General features: G+C 70.5%; 15 protein-coding genes and 1 pseudogene. 9 read left to right on the top strand and 7 right to left on the bottom strand.

Translation table 11 applies throughout. The features are described 5' to 3' along the window. Positions 1-40 precede the first annotated feature (40 nt). The 5 genes from ACQPXM_RS15380 (at position 41) to ACQPXM_RS15360 (ending at position 6,072) form a co-directional block, all read left to right on the top strand. Positions 41-1,579, top strand: coding sequence for an alkaline phosphatase D family protein (locus ACQPXM_RS15380; protein WP_432949045.1), 1,539 nt, complete (start codon positions 41-43; stop codon positions 1,577-1,579). A gap of 12 nt (positions 1,580-1,591) precedes the next feature. Continuing rightward, positions 1,592-2,842, top strand: a complete 1,251-nt coding sequence (locus ACQPXM_RS15375; RefSeq protein ID WP_432949043.1) for a hypothetical protein — start codon at positions 1,592-1,594, stop codon at positions 2,840-2,842. Between the two features lie 75 nt (positions 2,843-2,917). Next, on the top strand, positions 2,918-3,115 hold the full coding sequence (locus ACQPXM_RS15370; RefSeq protein ID WP_432949041.1) for a potassium channel family protein: 198 nt from the start codon (positions 2,918-2,920) through the stop codon (positions 3,113-3,115). A 164-nt stretch (positions 3,116-3,279) separates the two neighbouring features. Further along, the gene (locus ACQPXM_RS15365) at positions 3,280-4,467 is read left to right on the top strand and encodes a DUF222 domain-containing protein (protein WP_432949039.1); all 1,188 of its coding nucleotides are present in this window, start codon (positions 3,280-3,282) and stop codon (positions 4,465-4,467) included. A gap of 1,182 nt (positions 4,468-5,649) precedes the next feature. Continuing rightward, entirely contained in the window at positions 5,650-6,072 is a 423-nt protein-coding gene (locus ACQPXM_RS15360) for a pyrophosphatase (protein WP_432949037.1), read from the top strand. Here ACQPXM_RS15360 and ACQPXM_RS15355 read toward each other — a convergent pair. From ACQPXM_RS15355 to ACQPXM_RS15340, 4 genes are all read right to left on the bottom strand, one after another. Further along, the gene (locus ACQPXM_RS15355) at positions 6,029-6,643 is read right to left on the bottom strand and encodes an HAAS signaling domain-containing protein (RefSeq protein ID WP_432949035.1); all 615 of its coding nucleotides are present in this window, start codon (positions 6,641-6,643) and stop codon (positions 6,029-6,031) included. The two genes, ACQPXM_RS15360 and ACQPXM_RS15355, sit on opposite strands and share 44 nt — an antisense overlap. 63 nt (positions 6,644-6,706) lie before the next feature. After that, the gene (locus ACQPXM_RS15350) at positions 6,707-8,272 is read right to left on the bottom strand and encodes a DUF6297 family protein (RefSeq protein ID WP_432949033.1); all 1,566 of its coding nucleotides are present in this window, start codon (positions 8,270-8,272) and stop codon (positions 6,707-6,709) included. Then, positions 8,269-8,910, bottom strand: coding sequence for an ABC transporter ATP-binding protein (locus ACQPXM_RS15345; protein ID WP_432949031.1), 642 nt, complete (start codon positions 8,908-8,910; stop codon positions 8,269-8,271). The genes ACQPXM_RS15350 and ACQPXM_RS15345 overlap by 4 nt, the downstream gene beginning before the upstream one ends. Beyond that, the gene (locus ACQPXM_RS15340; RefSeq protein ID WP_432949029.1) at positions 8,907-9,548 is read right to left on the bottom strand and encodes an O-methyltransferase; all 642 of its coding nucleotides are present in this window, start codon (positions 9,546-9,548) and stop codon (positions 8,907-8,909) included. Before ACQPXM_RS15340 ends, ACQPXM_RS15345 begins: the two co-directional genes overlap by 4 nt. Before the next feature lie 94 nt (positions 9,549-9,642). Here ACQPXM_RS15340 and ACQPXM_RS15335 point away from each other — a divergent pair, with 94 nt between their 5' ends. Continuing rightward, positions 9,643-10,623: a carbohydrate kinase family protein gene (locus ACQPXM_RS15335; protein WP_432949027.1), complete on the top strand. Its 981-nt coding sequence runs from the start codon at positions 9,643-9,645 to the stop codon at positions 10,621-10,623. A gap of 131 nt (positions 10,624-10,754) precedes the next feature. Here ACQPXM_RS15335 and ACQPXM_RS15330 read toward each other — a convergent pair. Further along, a pseudogene (locus ACQPXM_RS15330) lies at positions 10,755-10,835 on the bottom strand (hypothetical protein); the annotation flags it as partial. A 209-nt stretch (positions 10,836-11,044) separates the two neighbouring features. On the opposite strand from ACQPXM_RS15330, the gene ACQPXM_RS15325 reads away from it, so the two are divergent. From ACQPXM_RS15325 to ACQPXM_RS15315, 3 genes are all read left to right on the top strand, one after another. After that, positions 11,045-11,908: an aldo/keto reductase gene (locus tag ACQPXM_RS15325; protein ID WP_432949025.1), complete on the top strand. Its 864-nt coding sequence runs from the start codon at positions 11,045-11,047 to the stop codon at positions 11,906-11,908. 118 nt (positions 11,909-12,026) lie between these two features. After that, positions 12,027-12,845: an oxidoreductase gene (locus ACQPXM_RS15320; protein WP_432949023.1), complete on the top strand. Its 819-nt coding sequence runs from the start codon at positions 12,027-12,029 to the stop codon at positions 12,843-12,845. Beyond that, positions 12,838-13,416, top strand: coding sequence for a TetR/AcrR family transcriptional regulator (locus tag ACQPXM_RS15315; RefSeq protein WP_432949021.1), 579 nt, complete (start codon positions 12,838-12,840; stop codon positions 13,414-13,416). Before ACQPXM_RS15320 ends, ACQPXM_RS15315 begins: the two co-directional genes overlap by 8 nt. Before the next feature lie 14 nt (positions 13,417-13,430). Here ACQPXM_RS15315 and ACQPXM_RS15310 read toward each other — a convergent pair whose 3' ends face one another. Both ACQPXM_RS15310 and ACQPXM_RS15305 read right to left on the bottom strand, forming a co-directional pair. Beyond that, entirely contained in the window at positions 13,431-15,959 is a 2,529-nt protein-coding gene (locus ACQPXM_RS15310) for a polynucleotide kinase-phosphatase (RefSeq protein WP_432949019.1), read from the bottom strand. Next, entirely contained in the window at positions 15,956-17,386 is a 1,431-nt protein-coding gene (locus ACQPXM_RS15305) for a 3' terminal RNA ribose 2'-O-methyltransferase Hen1 (RefSeq protein WP_432949017.1), read from the bottom strand. The genes ACQPXM_RS15310 and ACQPXM_RS15305 overlap by 4 nt, the downstream gene beginning before the upstream one ends. Positions 17,387-17,527 lie beyond the last annotated feature (141 nt).

The raw sequence follows: 17,527 nt of genomic DNA, 5'->3' as shown, positions 1-17,527 counted from the left end.
CATAGGAACGAACTTTCCGCCCCGTTCCGAAGGTGAGACCATGACTCCGATCAGTCGTAGATCCTTTGTGCTCGGTGGGCTGGCAGCGGCTGGTGCCGCTGCTGTGCCCGCGTACTCCAGCGTCATCAACGCCACGGCCGCCGTCCCCTATCCGTTCCAGCTCGGGGTCGCATCGGGTGAACCCGACGCGACCAGCGTCGTGCTCTGGACCCGTCTCGCGCCCTCTCCGCTGAACGCCGACGGTCAAGGCGGCATGGCGAACGCCAACGTGGTGGTCGACTGGCAGGTCTCCACCGACGACCGCTTCACCACCCTGGTCGCGTCCGGGTCCGTCACCGCGACGTACGCCGCCGCCCACTCCGTCCACGTCGTCGCCGGTGGTCTCAGCCCGGATGCCGACTACTACTACCGCTTCCGCGCCCAGGGCCACCTCTCCCCCGTCGGCCGGACCCGGACCGCGCCTGCGCCCGGCACCAACGGGCGCGACCTGGTGATGGCGTTCACCTCGTGCTCGCACTACGAAGAGGGCTACTTCACCGTGTACCGGCGGATGGCCGAGGACAACCCGGGCGTCATCCTGCACCTGGGCGACTACATCTACGAGTACGGCGCGACGACGGGCCGCCCGCGGCTGCACGCCGGGACGTCGGAGATCGTGTCGCTGGCCGACTACCGCCGCCGGTACGCGCAGTACAAGTCCGACCCCGATCTCCAGGCGGCGCACGCGGCCGCGCCGTGGATCGTCGTACCGGACGACCACGAGGTCGAGAACAACCGGGCCGGCAACATCCGGGCCGACAGCACGCCGGCGCTGACCGCCGCGCAGTGGACCGCGCGCCAGACCGCGGCGTACAAGGCGTACTACGAGAACATGCCGTTGCGTCCGGCACAGGCTCCGAGCGGCGCGAGCATCCCGCTCTACCGCAGGCTGCCGTGGGGCAAGCTGGCCAGCTTCCACATGCTCGACACGCGGCAGTACCGCAACGACCAGGCCTGTGGCGACGGCTGGAAGGTCTGCTCGGACGCCGATCTGGCCACTCGCAGCCTGCCCGGCAACGCGCAGGAGACCTGGCTGCTCAACAACCTGGCCCAGCGGACCGCGACGTGGGACGTGATCGGCCAGCAGGTGTTCTTCGCGCGACGGTTCAACTCGACCGGCGCGAGCATGGACTCGTGGGACGGCTACCGCGCCTCGCGAGCGCGGTTCCAGCAGGGCTGGGTCGATCGCGGCGTACGCAACCCGCTCGTGCTGACCGGAGACGTGCACCGTGCCTGGGCCAGCAACTTGGTTGCCGACTACAACAACCCGGCGTCGGCGGTGATCGGCGCCGAGCTGGTCACCAGCTCGGTCTCCTCCGGTGGCGACGGCGACGGCGCGACCACGATCCCGGACGTCGGCACGAACCCGTGGCTGAAGTTCTACCACAACCGGCGCGGGTACGTGCGGACGACGTTCAGCCCGACGCAGCTGCGCGCGGACTTCCGGGCAGTCGCCAAGGTCTCCGAGCACGGCGCCGCGGCGACCACCGTGAAGTCGTTCGTCGTCGAAGAGGGCCGTCCCGGCCTGCAGACGGTCTGAGGGGGAACGGACATGCACAAGCTTCTGGGGATCACCGTCGCGTCGGTGCTGGTCGGCGCGACCGGCGTACTGACCGCTCAGGCGGCACCGGCCGCTGTCGCGGCACCGACGTGGGTGACCGCGAACAGCGACTCCACCGGCGACCAGGACGGCCCGGCGATCGCGACCAACCGGACCGGGTACGTCGCGGTGGTCTGGGAGGACGACCGCGACACCGCCGGCGCGGACGACAACGCACACAGCGAGATCTACCTTCGGCTGTTCCGCAACGGCACCGCGGTCTACGAGAAGAAGCTGTCGGCCGCGGGCGGCAGTGGAGTCACCAACTGGCGTCACCTGACGCCGGACGTCGGCCTGGACGACAAGGGCAACGCGGTCGTCGTGTGGGCCGACGACCCGGACGGCAACGGCTACTACAACATCCCGTACCGGGTGCTGAACACCGCCGGTACCGTGACGGCGTCCGGCAGTGCCAACACCAGCTCGGACGGCCAGCAGATCAAGCCGCGCGTCGCCGTCGACCCGGACGGCGCTCCGACGACCGCGGCCGTCGCGTTCACCGTCGCCTGGGAGGACATCCAGACCGGTACGCCGGCGACGATCAAGGCGGCCGGGTTCACCGGTCCGACCACGCGCGCCTGGGAGGTGACCGCCTCGGCGACGACCGGGCAGCACCACAACCCGGACGTCGCGGTGTCGGCGTCCGGCGATGCGGTGGTGGTCTGGGACGGCGACGGTGACGCCAACGCGTCGTACGACGTGGGGTTGGTCCGGCTGGCTCGGACGAACGGCGCGGTCAACCTCTCCCGCCGTACGGCGAACGCCACACTCACCGGCGAGCAGACCCGCGCAAGCGTCGCGGCCAACTTCAACGGCGACTTCGCTGTTGCCTGGGAAGCGGGTACGACGGGCGCGACGCGCTCCTTCACCTCCACCGGCGCCGCCCGCCATGCGGACGTCCAGGTGGCGACGGGCGTGAAGCTTCCGTCCATCGGCATCGACGACCAGGCCAACACGGTCGTCGGCTGGACCGTCCAGGCCACGGACCTCGACGTCTGGCTCCGCGGCTTCGGCCCCAACGGCACAGACACCGGCCGCCTGTCCGCCCAACGCCTCAGCCAGGCCACCACCGGCCGCCAGGAACAACTGGCCGTCGCGGTGTCCCCGTGGTCGGAAGTCGCCGTGGCGTACACCGACGACAACGACGGCAACACGTTCGACCAGGTCATCCTGGGACACAGCTTCGCCAACAACGGTTGGTGATGTGCTGATCCGGGTGTCCTGGGGCGAGGTTGGGCCCAGGGCACCCGGTTGCACCAGGCAACTAAAAACGGCGGGTTGTTCAGCGGTGACGCGCTCTGGTGGGCCACCACGACGGTGACAACGGTCGGCTACGGCGACCACTTCCCCACCACCAGCGAGGGCCGGATCGTGGGCGTGGGTCTGATGCTCGCCGGCATCGCCCTCGTCGGCACGGTGACCGCCGCGCTGGCGAGTTGGTTCGTCGAGCAGCAAAGCAAAGAGGTCCCGAAGTAGGACGGTGCCCACTGCCTTGCGGCGGTCGGCGAGCGCGAACAGTGGTGGCAGATTCACCAAGGATCCCTGAATCCTGCCCCACAAGGGATCCGGACCAAAACTGTCGGCGGCGTGGTGCAGAGTTGTCGATATGACGAATCGGGGGCGCACGGCCGATCTGGTCGATGAACGGCAGCGACATGCTGGCCGCCCTCGACGCGGTCCAGGCTGACCTCGCGCGCCTCCAGACCTACCGACTCGAGCTCCTGGCCGCCCTCGACGCCAACGGCCACGCGTCCGAACTCGGCGCCCGTGACACCGCGGAACTCATCGCGTTGCGCCACCGCCTGGACGCCCGCGAGGTCCGCCGGGATCTCCGCCTGGCGACGGCGCTCCCGAAATACCCCGAAGTCCAAGCGGCGTTGACCTCCACCGACCACAGTCTCTCCGAGCCGCCGACCCTGCACCCAGCGCAAGCCGAAGCCATCGTCACGGCACTTGAGCGAATCCCAACCGCCGCCATGGTCCCCGTCGAGACCCTGCGAGTCGCCGAACAACAAATGCTCCAAGCCGCCCAAACCCTCAGCCCCGCCGACCTCCGCACCCTGGGCAAGCAGGTCCGCGACAGACTGGACACCGACGGCACAGAACCCGCCGAGGCCCGTGCCCTGGCCGCCGAAACCCTGTGGCTCAAGCGCGGCGACCTCGGCGTCGAATTCGGCGGCTACCTCGCCGGCGACCACGCCGAGCTGTTCCAGACCCTGATCTTCGCCGGCGCCCGCCCCTTCCTGACCACCGACGGCGAACGCGATCCCCGAAGCCGAGGCAAACGCCAGGCCGACGCACTGACCCAAATCCTCACCACCGCCGCAGCCACCGGCTCAGCGGCCCCCGCCCACGGCGACATCAAGCCCCACCTGACCGTCACCATCGACCTCAACCACCTGATATCCAAAACCGGCACAGCCCTCCTGGACTCCGGCGCCACCCTGTCAGCCTCGGCAGTACGCCGCATCGCCTGCGACGCCGGCATCATCCCCATGGTCCTGGGCAGCACCTCCGAACCACTAGACGTCGGCACCGAACACCGCTTCGTCACCCGAGCCCTCCGCCACGCCCTCAACACCCGCGACAACGGCTGCGTCATCTGCACAGCCCCCGCAGCAATGTGCGACGCCCACCACATCATCCACTGGGCAGACGGCGGCCCCACCAACATCACCAACCTCGCGTTGCTCTGCAAAACCAACCACATCGCAGTCCACCAAGGCCACTGGTCCCTCCACTTCCAGAACGGCCGCCCGCACTACACCCGCCCCACCTGGTCCAACCCCACCAAGCCGTCCAAGGACCCGCCATCCACCGCTGCCTGATCCCCGCCCCGGGGCTTATTGCTGGTCAGCAGCACGCCAGCCGTGCTGCCGTGGCGGTGCGCCGTGCGCGCCGTGCTGCCTTGGCTGACGCGTGCGTCCCGTGCTGCCGTTTGGCGGTGCCCCGTGCGTGCCGTGCTGCATTGACGTACGGCGGCGTGCCGTGCTGCCTCGGCCCTGCCACGTCGGCAGGCGCCGTGCACTGCTTCGGTAGAGCGGCCGGGGCCGAGCTGAACTAGATCGGCGGCGTCCCACGTGCTGCGCCGCCGTGCTGCTCGGGTAGTGCGCCCGAGCCGTGCTGCATCGACGATGCGCCTGGGGTGTCGCGTCGGCAGGCGCCACTAGTGCGTCAGCAGTGCGCCGAAACCGCGCCGTGCTGTATTGGCGGTGTGCCCAGCGTGCTGTGCTGCGCCAGCGGTGCGCCGAGGGCCGCATCGGCAATCCGCCGCCGTGCTGCTCAGGCAGCGCGCTGCGGCCGAGCGGTGCTGTGTCGGCGGTGTGTCGGGCATGGCCCCGTCGGCAGGCGCCGTGCGCAGCTTCGGAGAGCGTCGCGGGCGTGCCGTGCTGCATCGGCGCGCGCCGCCTGTGCTACTTCGGTGATACGCCACCGTGGTGCTTGTGCAGTGCGCTGCAGCCGAGCCGCGCTGCATTTGGGCGGTGCGCCGGGCGTCCGTGCTGCGCCGGGGCATGCCGCGTCGGCAATGCGTCGCTCTGTTACTCGGGCAATGCGCAGCAGCACGTGCGGTGCTGTGTCGGCGATGCGCCGGGCGTGGCCCGCTGGCAGGCTCCGTGCGCTGTTCGGCAAAGCGCCGCGTCCGAGCCGCACTCCATCGGCGGCGCTCCCCGTGTGCCGTACCGGCAATCCGCCACCGTGCTGCTTGGGCAGCGCGCTGCGGCCGCCGTGCTGCATCGGCGACGCGCCCAGCGTGCTGCGTTGGCAACGCGCGACCGTGCTGCTTGGGCAGAGCGCCGCGGCCGAGCCGAGCTGCATCGGTGGGGCGCCGCGCGTGCGGCGTCGGCAGGTGCCGCACGCGCGGCGTCGGCAGTGCGTCGTCGCATTCGAACCGTGCCGCACTGGAGGTGTTGGCGGCGGAGCCGTGCTGTGTTGGCGGAGTGCGCCGCGGTCGGCCCGTCGGCGACTCGAGCCGGAGAAATGTTCTGCGCACCCGGCGAGGGTTGGGCCGCGTGCGTGCGGTCGGCGCCGGCGGGGGTTCGATGGGCCGGCCCGACGGCCTCGACCGCGGCCGTGTCGGTTCCGTCTGGTTGGCTGGTTCGGTGGACATCAGCGAACTGGCCGACCGGGCCGAACGTATCTCCGCCCGGTACGGCGAACACCTCGGCATCGAGCGGGACGGCGACTGGTTTCTGCTCAAGTTGCAGGAGGAGCTTGGCGAGCTGACTCAGTCCTACCTCCAGGTCACGGGCCGCGCCAGGACCAAGGGACTGAGTTCGGAGGAGATCCGCGAGGACTTCGAGCTGGAGTTCGCCGATGTGTTGTGTCAGTTGTTGTTGCTCGCGCGGCACCACAAGGTCGACGTACCGGCTGCGGTTGAGCGCAAGTGGCTTATCCGGGAGGCGCAGTTGAGCGACCCGGACGCGCGGTTTTGACCAAGACAAACAGCATTGCCAGCGGCGCTGCGGACAGCGCGATCAGGACTGGCGCCAAGAACCACTCTGGATGGCTGTAGGCGCCGCAGCTCAGGATTGCGCCCTCGGGGTCGGTTCGGCAGGCCCTGCCGTAGAGGTTCCCCAGCATCGCCACAGGTAGGTAGCCGAAGGGCAGCACGAGGGTGCCGAGGATCTTTTCCTCGCGGGTCCAGCGGTCCGAGGTCCACAGCAGTGCGACGCCGGCGAGCCAGCCGACCAGGGCAACGAAACCACCGAAGGGCAGCAGCAACAGCGCCGCTACGTCGCGGCTGCGATACCGCGGCTGGATCCGGTCGACCAAGACCAGGCCTTCGGTCCTCGCCGCCACCAGGTCGTCGGGGTCGCCGATCCGGGCGAGGATCGCCTTGACCTGCTCCGGCGACTCAGCGACCGCGGCGCGCTCCTCGGCAATCTGCGACTCGACCTCCATTACCAGCGCGGCCCGTCGAATCTCCGGCAGCGGCTCGGCGGCCCTGCGCAGGTAGGCCAGATAGGCGTCAACCAGCTCGTCGGCGCCGTGCTTCACAGACATCACGATCCCCCGTCGCCGACAGTGCTCCGGCCGACCCTAGCGACGGGGAGTTTCACCGAGATCTCACGCGGTTTTCGGCCGCACCGAGAACATGATCGCGAGAACGGCCCCCGGAATCGCGTAGCGCCACAGCGGACTCAGATCGAACAGGACCGGCAACAAACACAGCAACAGTAGGTCGAACCCACGGATCGGCTGCGAGAACAGCCCCGGCGGAATCGCCCCCATCGGCGAGGCAACCAGCGGGCCCGCGTACGACGGCGGGCGGGCGGACGCCTGCCGGACGACCCCGCACAGAATCCCGGCCGCGACCGCGAAGGCCGTCGGCGCGTCACCCAGCGCCGGTGCGGCAGCCGTCGTCCACAGCAGAACGAAGGCCCCCGGCACGACGGCCATCGCGACGCGCAGATCACGCAGGTCCATTCCGAGCGCGCGCACCAGCCCGGTCGATCGGCACACCGACCGGAGCCCGTCCATCAACGGCCGCGTCGCCGCGAATCCGGCGAAGGCCGCCGCCAGCGGCACCAGTACGTCGTACCCGGTGCCGGCCACGGCGTACGGGACCACCAGCAGTCCAGCGCCCACGATCAGCCGCCGCGGCCAGCGCAGCACCCGTCGGAACTCCCGATGGATGATCGCCTGCACCCGCTCCCCACGCCCGCGCCGAGACTTCAGCCGGCCGACAGTCCGCCAGTGCCGCCCGGCGACGACGTCGGCAAGCAGGCTGACGTCCATGGTGATCGCCGCGCCGGCCATCCCGGCCAGCAACTCGCCGCCGGCCACCACGGACGGCTTGGGCAGCCGCCGCAGCGACCGAGCCGTCATCAGCACCGCGGCCACCGCCACGACCAAGCCGAGCGTTCCGATGACGAGAGCACGCTGCTGCTGGATCGACAGGCCGCCGGAAGGACCTCCGATGCTGTACGCCCTACCGATCAGCACGTTCTCCGGATCCGACTGCGAGAAGGCCGCGTCCTGCCGCGACTCCACCGCCAGCCCAACCGCCGGAATCGCCGCAAGCACGAGGAAGCCGTCCGCGATCCGCAGCGCCCACTTGGTTGCCCTCGGCGACTGCTGGGCCCACACCGTCGCGCAGGCGACGCACACCAGCAGCGCGGTCGAGACCATCGTCGCCTCGACGACGAACCACAGCGACGCCCCGAACACCGCGAAGCCGACCACCGCGAACAGCGCCCCCAGCACCGCCGCGACAACGATCACCAGGCGGTACGCCGGCATCAGCACCGCGCCCCGATCCAACGGCGTCGCCAGCAACCAGAACCCAGTGGCCCGCGAGCCCGACACCGGGCCGACGCTGAGCAGAATCCGCAGCATGCCCGCCACCAGCAGCGGGAGCAGGATCAGCGGGACGTAGTCGAGCACCAGCAGACAGGACGACTTCGTGCACGAGGCCGAGTTCTCGTTCAGGTGCCGTACGACGTTGCCGCCCGTCGCGCCGAGCATCGCCAGCGCGAAGACCACCAGGTAGACGTCCTCGAACTGCTGCCAGAACGTGCGGTCCGCCTTGCCGCGGCGGACCTTGCGAATCCACTTGCGCAGTTCCGCCGAGCGCGGGATCGGACCGAAGTCGGCCGGGTCGAAAACCACCGGCCCGTCGGCGGCGCTCACGCGAGCGGGGTGAGTTCGACGGTGTCGTCCGCCACGGCCTCCACCAGGTCCGGATCGTGACTGGCGAAGATCACCGACGTGCCCGCCTTCTTCTCCTCCTGCAGACGTTCGGCCAGCCATGCGACACCGGCGGTGTCCAGCCGCTGCTCCGGTTCGTCGAGCACGAGCAGCTTGCGCGGGCGGACGAGCGTGGTCGCCAGCGCGAGCCGGCGGCGCTGCCCGGACGACAGCGAGCCCGGCAGCTGGTCGGCCGCCGCGAGCAGTCCGACGTCGTCCAGCAACGTGTCGACGAGATCCTCCGGCTCCGGGTTGCCGTGCGCGCGAGCGAGCAGGTCGAGGTGCTCGGCGGCGGTCAGGTCCGGGAAGAAGTCCAGGTCGTCGAGCAGCGCGGCGACGTCACGGCGTACGACCTCGGCCCGTTCGTCGATCGGTACGCCGTCCAGCAGGATCGTCCCGGCGGCGGGCTCGTGCGCGCCGACGATGCAGCGCAGCACGGTCGTCTTGCCTGCGCCGTTCGGTCCGACCAGCGCGACCGCTCGGCCGGCGGCGAGGCTGAAGGTCAGGTCCTCGATCACCGGCCGGTCGGCGTACAGGTGCCGCAGGCCGGTCACCGCCAGCCGGGCAGCCTTCTTCGTCATCGCTTGCGGACCAGCGTCAGCCCGTCGCCGATGCCGAGCATCACCACGTCGACGCGCTCGTCGCGGGCGATGTGCGCGTTGAACTCCTTGCGGTCGACCGGGTCCTCGTCGTGAACCCCGACCACCCGGCCGCCGGCCAGCGTGTTGTCGAACAGCAGCAGCCCGTTGGGCCGGATCCGCGGCAGCAACTGCTCGAAGTACTCGATGTAGCCGGGCTTGTCGGCGTCGACGAAGGCCAGGTCGAACTCGCCGTCGAGCTCGGCGACGGACTGGTGCGCATCGCCGATCCGCAGCTCGATCTTGTCCGCGACGCCGGCCCGCTCCCAGTACCGGCGGCCGATCGACGTCCACTCGTCGCTGACGTCCAGGCAGATCAGCCGGCCGTCGTCGGGCAGACCGCGGGCGATCGCCAGCGCCGAGAAGCCGGTGAAGGTGCCGATCTCGACCGCGCGCCGGGCCGAGATCAGCCGGGTCAGAGTGGTCAGCAGCGCGGCCTGGTCGGCGGTGGTCAGCATCACCGCGGCCGAGCCCAGCTTCTGCGTCTCGGCGACCAGCTCGGTCGCGATCTCGTCAAGCGGCATCCCGTGCGCCACCATGTAGTCGTGCAGCTGGTCGGTCACCTGGACCTGGTTGCCCATTCGTTTCCCGCCGTTCTCCGTGGTGAGTGCGTCGCCTGTAGTCTCTACGGGTTGCCCGACCGCTCGACACCGACCCCTCGTAGGAGACCCCAGCATGCAGATCGCCGTCGCCGGATCGATCGCGACCGACATCCTGATGACGTTCCCCGGCCGCTTCAAGGACCAGTTCCTCGAAGAGCAGATGCACAAGGTGTCGCTGTCGTTCCTGGTCGACGAGCTGGTCGTGCACCGCGGCGGTGTCGGCGCGAACATCTGCTACGGGATGGCGCAGCTCGGCCGTCCGTCGCTGCTGGTCGGCTCGGTCGGTGCCGACTTCACCGAGTACGGCGCCGCGCTGGCCGAGGCCGGCGTCGACATCTCCCACGTCCGGGTCTGCGAGAACGTGCACACCGCCCGCTTCACCTGTACGACCGACCTGGACGCGAACCAGATCGCCTCGTTCTACACCGGCGCGATGGCCGAGTCCCGCGAGATCGACCTGGCCGACATCCACGCCAAGACCGGTGGCATCGACCTGGTGCTGATCGGCGCCGACGACCCGGACGGCATGCTCAAGCACACCCGGCTGGCCAAGGAGAACGGCATCGCCGTCGCGGCCGACCCGTCGCAGCAGCTGGCCCGGATGGACGGCGAGCAGATCCGCGAGCTGATCGACGGCGCGACGTACCTGTTCAGCAACGAGTACGAGTCCGGCCTGATGGTGCAGAAGACCGGCTGGAGCCACGACGAGATCCTCAGCCGGGTCGGCGTCCGGGTGACCACGCACGGCGGCGACGGCGTCGTGATCGAGAACGCCGACGGCGTGCTCGCCAAGATCCCCGCCGTACCGGCTCCCGGCCTGGTCGACCCGACCGGCGGCGGCGACGCCTTCCGCGCCGGTTACCTGACCGGCCGCGCCGCCGGTCTCGAGCACGAGGCGGCCGCGCAGATCGGCTGCACGCTGGCCACCACGGTGCTGGAGACGGTCGGCACGCAGGAGTACACGCTCGACCGCCCGGCGTTCCTGAAGCGCCTCGCCTCGGCGTACGGCGAAGAGGCCGCGGCCACCGCGGCGAGCACGCTCAACCTCGGCTGACCCCTCGGCCCGAGCAGCCGGTCATCGCAGCTGGTCCAGCACCCCCGTCTGGGCCAGCAACGCGAACCGGTGTCCGGGCATCCCCGGTGCTCCACGAGCAGGCCGTCCCTGACCCGGGCGACCTCGAACAACGCGATGTCGACCGGCCGTCCGCTCGGCGGGCCGAAGAAGCTGCCGGTCGCCGACCCCCGGGCCCTCGCGCGCGCCCACACGGTGTCGCCGACGGTCACCGAGTCCTCGATCGTATAGCCGCCCCGGGCATCTACCAGGAACTGGTTGACGAGTCCGGCTGGAGTCCGGCGGAGTCCGAGCAGTGGGTGGCTGATTCGCTGCAACGCCAACTGCTCTGACGGATGGAATGCCGGCGGCGACTCGCGGGTTGTGGTGAACTGTACGTTCAGTTCACTTGAGGAGATCTGTGATGACAGAACCAGTGGCAGCCGCGTCCGGCGAGTTCGCGATCGGCGGCGACCTGACCGTTCGGCGGCTCGGTTACGGCACGATGCAGCTGACCGGCGAGGGCGTGTGGGGCGACCCGAAAGACCCCGACGAGGCGGTCCGTGTGCTGCGCCGCGCGATCGAGCTCGGGGTGAACTTCATCGACACCGCCGACGCGTACGGCCCGTTCACCGCGGACCTGCTGCTGAAGAAGGCCCTGTACCCGTACGCCGACGACCTGGTGATCGCGACCAAGGCCGGGTTCGCGCGCACCGGTCCGGGCCAGTGGGTGCCGATCGGCCGGCCGGAGTACCTGCGCCAGCAAGTCGAACTCAGCCTGCGGCACCTCGGCCTGGAGCGGATCGACCTGCTCCAGCTGCACAGGATCGACGCCAAGGTCCCGGTCGCCGAGCAGCTCGGCGAGCTGGCCGAGCTCCAGCAGGAAGGCAAAATCCGGCACATCGGCCTGTCCGAGGTCAGCGTCGAGCAGATCGAAGAGGCCGGCAAGACGGCCCGGATCGTCTCGGTGCAGAACCTCTACAACCTGGCCCAGCGCGACGCCGAACCGGTGCTCGAGTACGCCGAGCAGAACGGCCTCGGCTTCATCCCGTGGTTCCCGCTCGCCACCGGTGGTTTGGCCAAGGCCGGCGGTCCGCTCGACCAGCTCGCCAAGGAGCACGACGCGTCGCCGTCGCAGCTGGCCCTGGCCTGGCTGCTCAAGCGCTCGCCGAACATGCTGCCGATCCCGGGCACGTCCTCGGTCGCCCACGTCGAGGACAACATCGCCGCCGCGAAGGTCGAGCTGACCGACGAGCAGTTCGCGCGGCTCACCGAGGCCGTCGGCTGATGAGGCGCACCCAGGGGCTGACGCGCCGCGCCGCCGGTCGGGCGGCGCAGCTCGGCCCTGGTCAGGCGGCGCCGCTCGGTCCTGGTCGGCCGACGCACCGCGCGGCCGGAGGCGCGGGATGAGCGTCTTCTTCGTCACCGGCGCGTCCCGCGGGTTCGGCGCCGAGATCGTCCGCGAGGCGCTGCGGCGCGGCCACCAGGTGGTCGCGACCGCGCGCCGGCCGGACGAGATCCCGTTCGGCGACGCGGTGAAGGTCGCGCTCGACGTGACCGACGAGGCCCAGGCCCGGACGGCGGTCGAGCAGGCGGTCGCGGCGTACGGGCGGATCGACGTACTGGTGAACAACGCCGGCCGCGGCCTGCTCGGCACGGTCGAGGAAGCCAGTGACGAGGCGGCGCGAGCGGTCTTCGACACGAACGTCTTCGGCGTGCTCAACGTCCAGCGCGCGGTGCTTCCCGTGCTGCGCGCGCAACGGTCCGGGCACGTGATCCAGCTCAGCTCGGTCGGTGGCTTCACCGGTACGCCGGGGTGGGGCGTGTACGCCGCGACGAAGTTCGCCGTCGAGGGGTTCTCGGAGGCGCTCGCGGGCGAACTGGCGCCGCTCGGCGTCAAGGTGACGATCGTCGAGCCGGGCTTCTTCCGGACCGACTTCCTGGACGGTTCGAGCCTGCACACCGCCGACGCGACAATCGAGGACTACGCCGCGGCCATCGACCGGCTCCGGGAGTTGATGGCCGAGCGCAACCATGCCCAGCCGGGTGACCCGGTCAAGGCCGCGGCGGCGATCGTCGACCTGACCGAGCTGCCCGAACCGCCGCTGCGGATCCAGCTCGGGACCGACGCGGTCGAGCGGATCTCCGCCAAACTGGACTTCATGCGGGCGGAGATGGCGAAGTGGCGGACGGTGTCGACCTCGACGGATCACGACGATGCCTGACAAGGCCACGCATCCGCGCAGCCTGAAGGCGCAGGACAAGGTGCTCTGCGCAACGAAGGAGCTACTCGCCGAAGGCGGGCTGTCGGCAACGACCGTGGACGCGATCGCCGCCCGGTCCGGGGTGAGCAAGGCAACGATCTACAAGCACTGGCCGTCCCGGACGGCGATCGCCGCCGAGGCGTTCGGTCGTGAGATGGCGGCCGCGATCCCCTTGCCGGACACGGGTTCGGTCCGCGGCGACCTGACCGAACAGGTCCGGCGAGTGAGCACCTTCTACGCCGGCGAGCACGGCAAGGTGTTCGCGCAGTTGCTGGCGGCATCGGTCAGCGACCCGCAGGCGGCGCCGTACTTCCGGGAGTACTTCCTGGACGCCCGGCGCGCGGCGCTCGCCGAGCTGTGGCAGCGCGGGGTCGACCGTGGCGAGGTGAGACCGGGGATCAGCGCGGGCACGGCGACCGACATCCTGTTCGGCCCGCTGATCTTCCGGCTGCTCACCGGCCACGCCCCACTGACCGCCGAGGAGGCCGACGCGATCTCGACGGCCGCCCTCGACGGGCTCCTCCTGCCCTGAACCCCTCGTTGCGATCAGAGCCGCGGGTCGACCGGCTCGGACTCCAGGGCGAGTACGGCGAAGACGCACTCGTGGATGCGCCAGAGCGGTTCCCCGCGGGCGGCGCGTTCGAGCGACTCGAGGCCGAGGGCGTACTCGCGCAGGGCGAGTGAGCGTTTGTGGCCGAGGTTGCGGTTCCGCAGGCGCTCGAAGTTGGCCGGCTCGGTGTAGTCGGGGCCGTAGATGATCCGCAGGTACTCCTGCCCGCGTACCTTCAGCCCCGGCTGCGCCAGGCCCTTGCCGGTCCGGACCAGGTTCGCGGCCGGCTTCACCACCATGCCCTCACCACCGGCGCCGGTGAGCTCCTCCCACCACGCGATCCCCTCGGCCCAGGATGTCTCGTCGACGAACAGCCGCCGCGTCGGCGTGAACAGCGAGGGGCCCTCGGCAACCAACCGGTCGGCGATCCCGAGGTGCCAGGCGTGCGGCCGGTCGTGGTACGTCGCGCCCTCCGACCCGAGCACCTGGAACGGCGCCACCCGTACGCCGTCCAGCCCGTCAGTAGGCCAGCAATACCGGCGATAGGCGGCGCTGAACAGTTCCGCGTTCGCCGTACGACGCTCGGTGCGCGCGAGCAGGTCGCCGACGTCGAGTCCGGCCGCCTGCGCCGACCCCAGCGCAGAGGTTGCTGCCGGCAACGACGTACGGGCGGCGGCACCGACCGCGGCGTACTGGTCGCGGAGCAGGTCGCCGGCCTTCGCGCTCCACGGCAGCAGCTCTGCGTCGAGCAGCAACCAGGACGTCTCCAGCTCGTCGAACAGTCCCGCGGCGGCGACAACTTCGCGCAGCCGGAGCAGGAGCTCGTCGGTCAGGCCCGGTCCGAAGAACGACCGCCCGGTCCGGGTGTGCACAGCGCCGCGACCGGCCAGCCCGAACCGTTGCAGCGCGACGTCGTCGTCCCGCGTGACCAGCAAGACCGCGCGCGACCCCATGTGCTTCTCCTCGCAGACGAGGTCGGTCACACCCTGCGCTTGGTACGCCTCGAACGCCTGCCGAGGGTGCTCCAGCAGCCCGGGCTCCGGCGAGGTCGCGACCGGGCTCATCGTCGGCGGAAGGTACAGCAGGAACCGCGGATCGATCGCGAACCGGCTCATCACCTCCAGCGCCGCCCCGGCCTGCTCGGCCCGCACACTGAGCCGGCCATGCGTCGCGGTCTCGATCACCCGCCGGCCGGTGACGTCGGTGATGTCGAGCACGTCGGGCTCCCGCGCCGGCGCGCTCGGGACGTGCAGGGGCTTGGCCGGCGCGTAGTACTCCTCAGCAGCCTGTACGGCGACCAGCTCGCGCTCGGGATAGCGCAGCGCGGTGAGCGCACCACCGAAGACGCAGCCGGTGTCGAGGCAGATCGTGTTGTTGATCCACTCCGGCTCCGGCGTCGGGGTGTGCCCGTAGACCACCATCGCGCGACCGCGGTAGTCCTGCGCCCACGGGTACCGCACCGGCAGGCCGAACTCGTCGGTCTCCCCCGTCGTTTCGCCGTACAGGCAGAACGCGCGCACCCGGCCGGAGGCGCGCCCGTGCATCCGCTCGACCAGCCCCGCGTGCGACACGACGAGCTTGCCGCCGTCGAACACGTAGTGCGAGACCAGCCCGTCGACGAACTGCTCCACCTCCCGCCGAAACTCCTCCGGCTCCGCGGCCAGCTGAGCCAGCGACTCCTCGAGCCCGTGACTGATCTTGACGTTCTTGCCCCGCAGAGCGCGCAGCAACTTGTCCTCGTGATTGCCCGGCACGCAGTAGGCGTTGCCGGAAGCAACCATCCCCATCACCAGCCGGAGCACGCCGGGGGTGTCGGGGCCGCGGTCGACGAGGTCACCCACGAACACCACTCTCCTGCCGTTGACCGACCTCGCATCAACAGCACGGCCTTGGTCGTCTCTGAGAATCGTGTAGTCCAGCTCGGTCAGCAGCGCTTCCAGCTCAGCTCGGCACCCGTGGATGTCCCCGATGATGTCGAACGGCCCCGTCTGATCCGTCAGGTCGTTGAACAGCTTCGTCCGCTCGATCTCGACGGCGTCGATCTCCTCCACCGTCGTCAGCACGTGCACCCCACGGAAGCCCTCGCGCTTGAGACTCTTCAGCCCCCGCCGCAGCTGCGACCGCTGCCGCACCACCACCTTCGACCCGAACTGACGATCCGGCCGCGCCGCGTTCCGCTCCACGCACACCTTCTCCGGCGGATCGAGCACGATCGCCACCGGCAGTACGTCGTGCTCGCGCGCCAGCGCCACCAGTTCCCGCCGCGTCTCCGGCTGCACGTTGGTCGCGTCGATCACCGTCAGCCGCCCGGCCGCGAGCCGTTTGCCGGCGATGAAGTGCAGCACCTCGAACGCGTCCTTGGTCGCCGCCTGGTCGTTCTCGTCGTCGGACACCAGCCCGCGGCACACGTCGCTGGAGATCACCTCGGTGCCGAGAAAGTGCCGTCGCGCGAACGTCGACTTGCCGGACCCGCTGGCCCCGACCAGTACGACGAGGCTCAGCGCGGGAATGCCGATCGTGGTCATGCCGCGCCCTCCGTCCGCCGGAACACCGCGAGCTGCGTCGGCGGCCCGACCTCCGGGTCGTCCGGCCCGATCGGCCGGTACTGCACGCCGTACCCGAACCTCGCCGCGACCCCGTCGGCCCACGCCCGGAACTCCGCGCGCGTCCACTCGAACCGGTGGTCAGGGTGCCGGAACTCCCCCGCCGCGAGCTTCTCGAACCGCACGTTGTACTCCGAGTTCGGCGTCGTCACCACCACGGCCCCGGGCCGCGCGGCCCCGAACACCGCCTGAGCCAGCGCCGGCAGCCGCGGCGGATCCACGTGCTCGACCACCTCCATCAGCACGGCCACGTCGACGCCGGCCAGCCGCGCGTCGGCGTACGTCACCGAGGACTGGAACACCCGAAGCCGCTCCCGCTGCCGATCCGACATCTCCCGCACGTGCAGCCGCCGCTCCAGCCGATCCAGCGCCCGCGCCGAGACATCACACGCCAGCACCTCATCGATCTCCCCGACCTTCAACAGCTCCCCCACCAACGCCCCTTCGCCACACCCGAGATCAGCCACCCGCCGCCCCCGCAGCTCCCGTACGACGCCGAGCACGGTTTCCCGCCGCTCGACCGCCAGCGCCACCCGGGCCTCGCCGGTCGCGGTGTCGTCACCGGCCTCGACCTGGACCTCGTCGGGCAACGTCTCGCCGTCGGCCTCGGTCAGCCGTTCCAGCGCCGCATCCGACAGGCTCCGGCGGTGCGCCAGGTACCGGCGGCTGATCAGGTCCTTCTCCGGGTGGGCGCCGAGCCAGCCCTCGCCCGCGCGGACGAGTTTGTCGACCTCGTCCGTGCCGACCCAGTAGTGCTTGGCGTCGTCCAGGACCGGGAGCAGCACGTACAGGTGATTGAGCGCGTCAGCCAGCCGCAGAGTCCCGCGCAGCCGCAGGTCGACGTACCGGGAGTCGCCCCACTCGGGGATCTCGGGGTCGAGCGGCACCGGGCGCGCGTCGACGGACCAGCCGAGCGGACCGAAGAGCCGCTCGGCGAGCGCCGGTCCACCGCTGCACGGCAGCGCCGGGACGTGCAGGTCGAGCTCGATCGCCCGCGCGGCCAGCTCGGGCCGCGCGTCGCACCGCCCGTTCATCGCCGTCCGGAACAGCTTGCCGAGCGCGACCGCGAGCAGGCTGGACGCGGCGTACGGACGATCGTTCACGTACTGCCCGAGCGTGAACCCCTCGGCCGCGCGGCCCTTGCCGGACCGGACCAGCGCGATCGGATCCACCTCGAGCAGCACCGCCGCCGTACAGGCCTGGTCGGTCGCCTCCGGGTAGATCACATGCGCGACGCCGCCCGCGACCTCGAGGGACTGCGGTCGCGCGGGGTTCTTGTGCAGCAGGAAGCCGAGCTCGGCCGCCGGGGCGCCGAGACCGCTGGACGTGGTGGCGATGGTCAGGAACACGGCTCATTCGACCACGCGAACCGTCCTCCGGGCCGCTCTATTTGTCCGGAGCAACTACCGCGCGGTTTGTCAGGAGCAGCCCGGCTCTCCCGCCGGCGCCGCCCGAAACCCGCCGGGCCGGACTTTTCAGCTGCCGGGCAC

It is taken from the genome of Kribbella sp. CA-253562, from assembly GCF_050942265.1.
GTDB lineage: Bacteria > Actinomycetota > Actinomycetes > Propionibacteriales > Kribbellaceae > Kribbella.
Note: the sequence above shows the minus strand (reverse complement) of the source record. Positions and strands in the feature narration are given on the sequence as shown.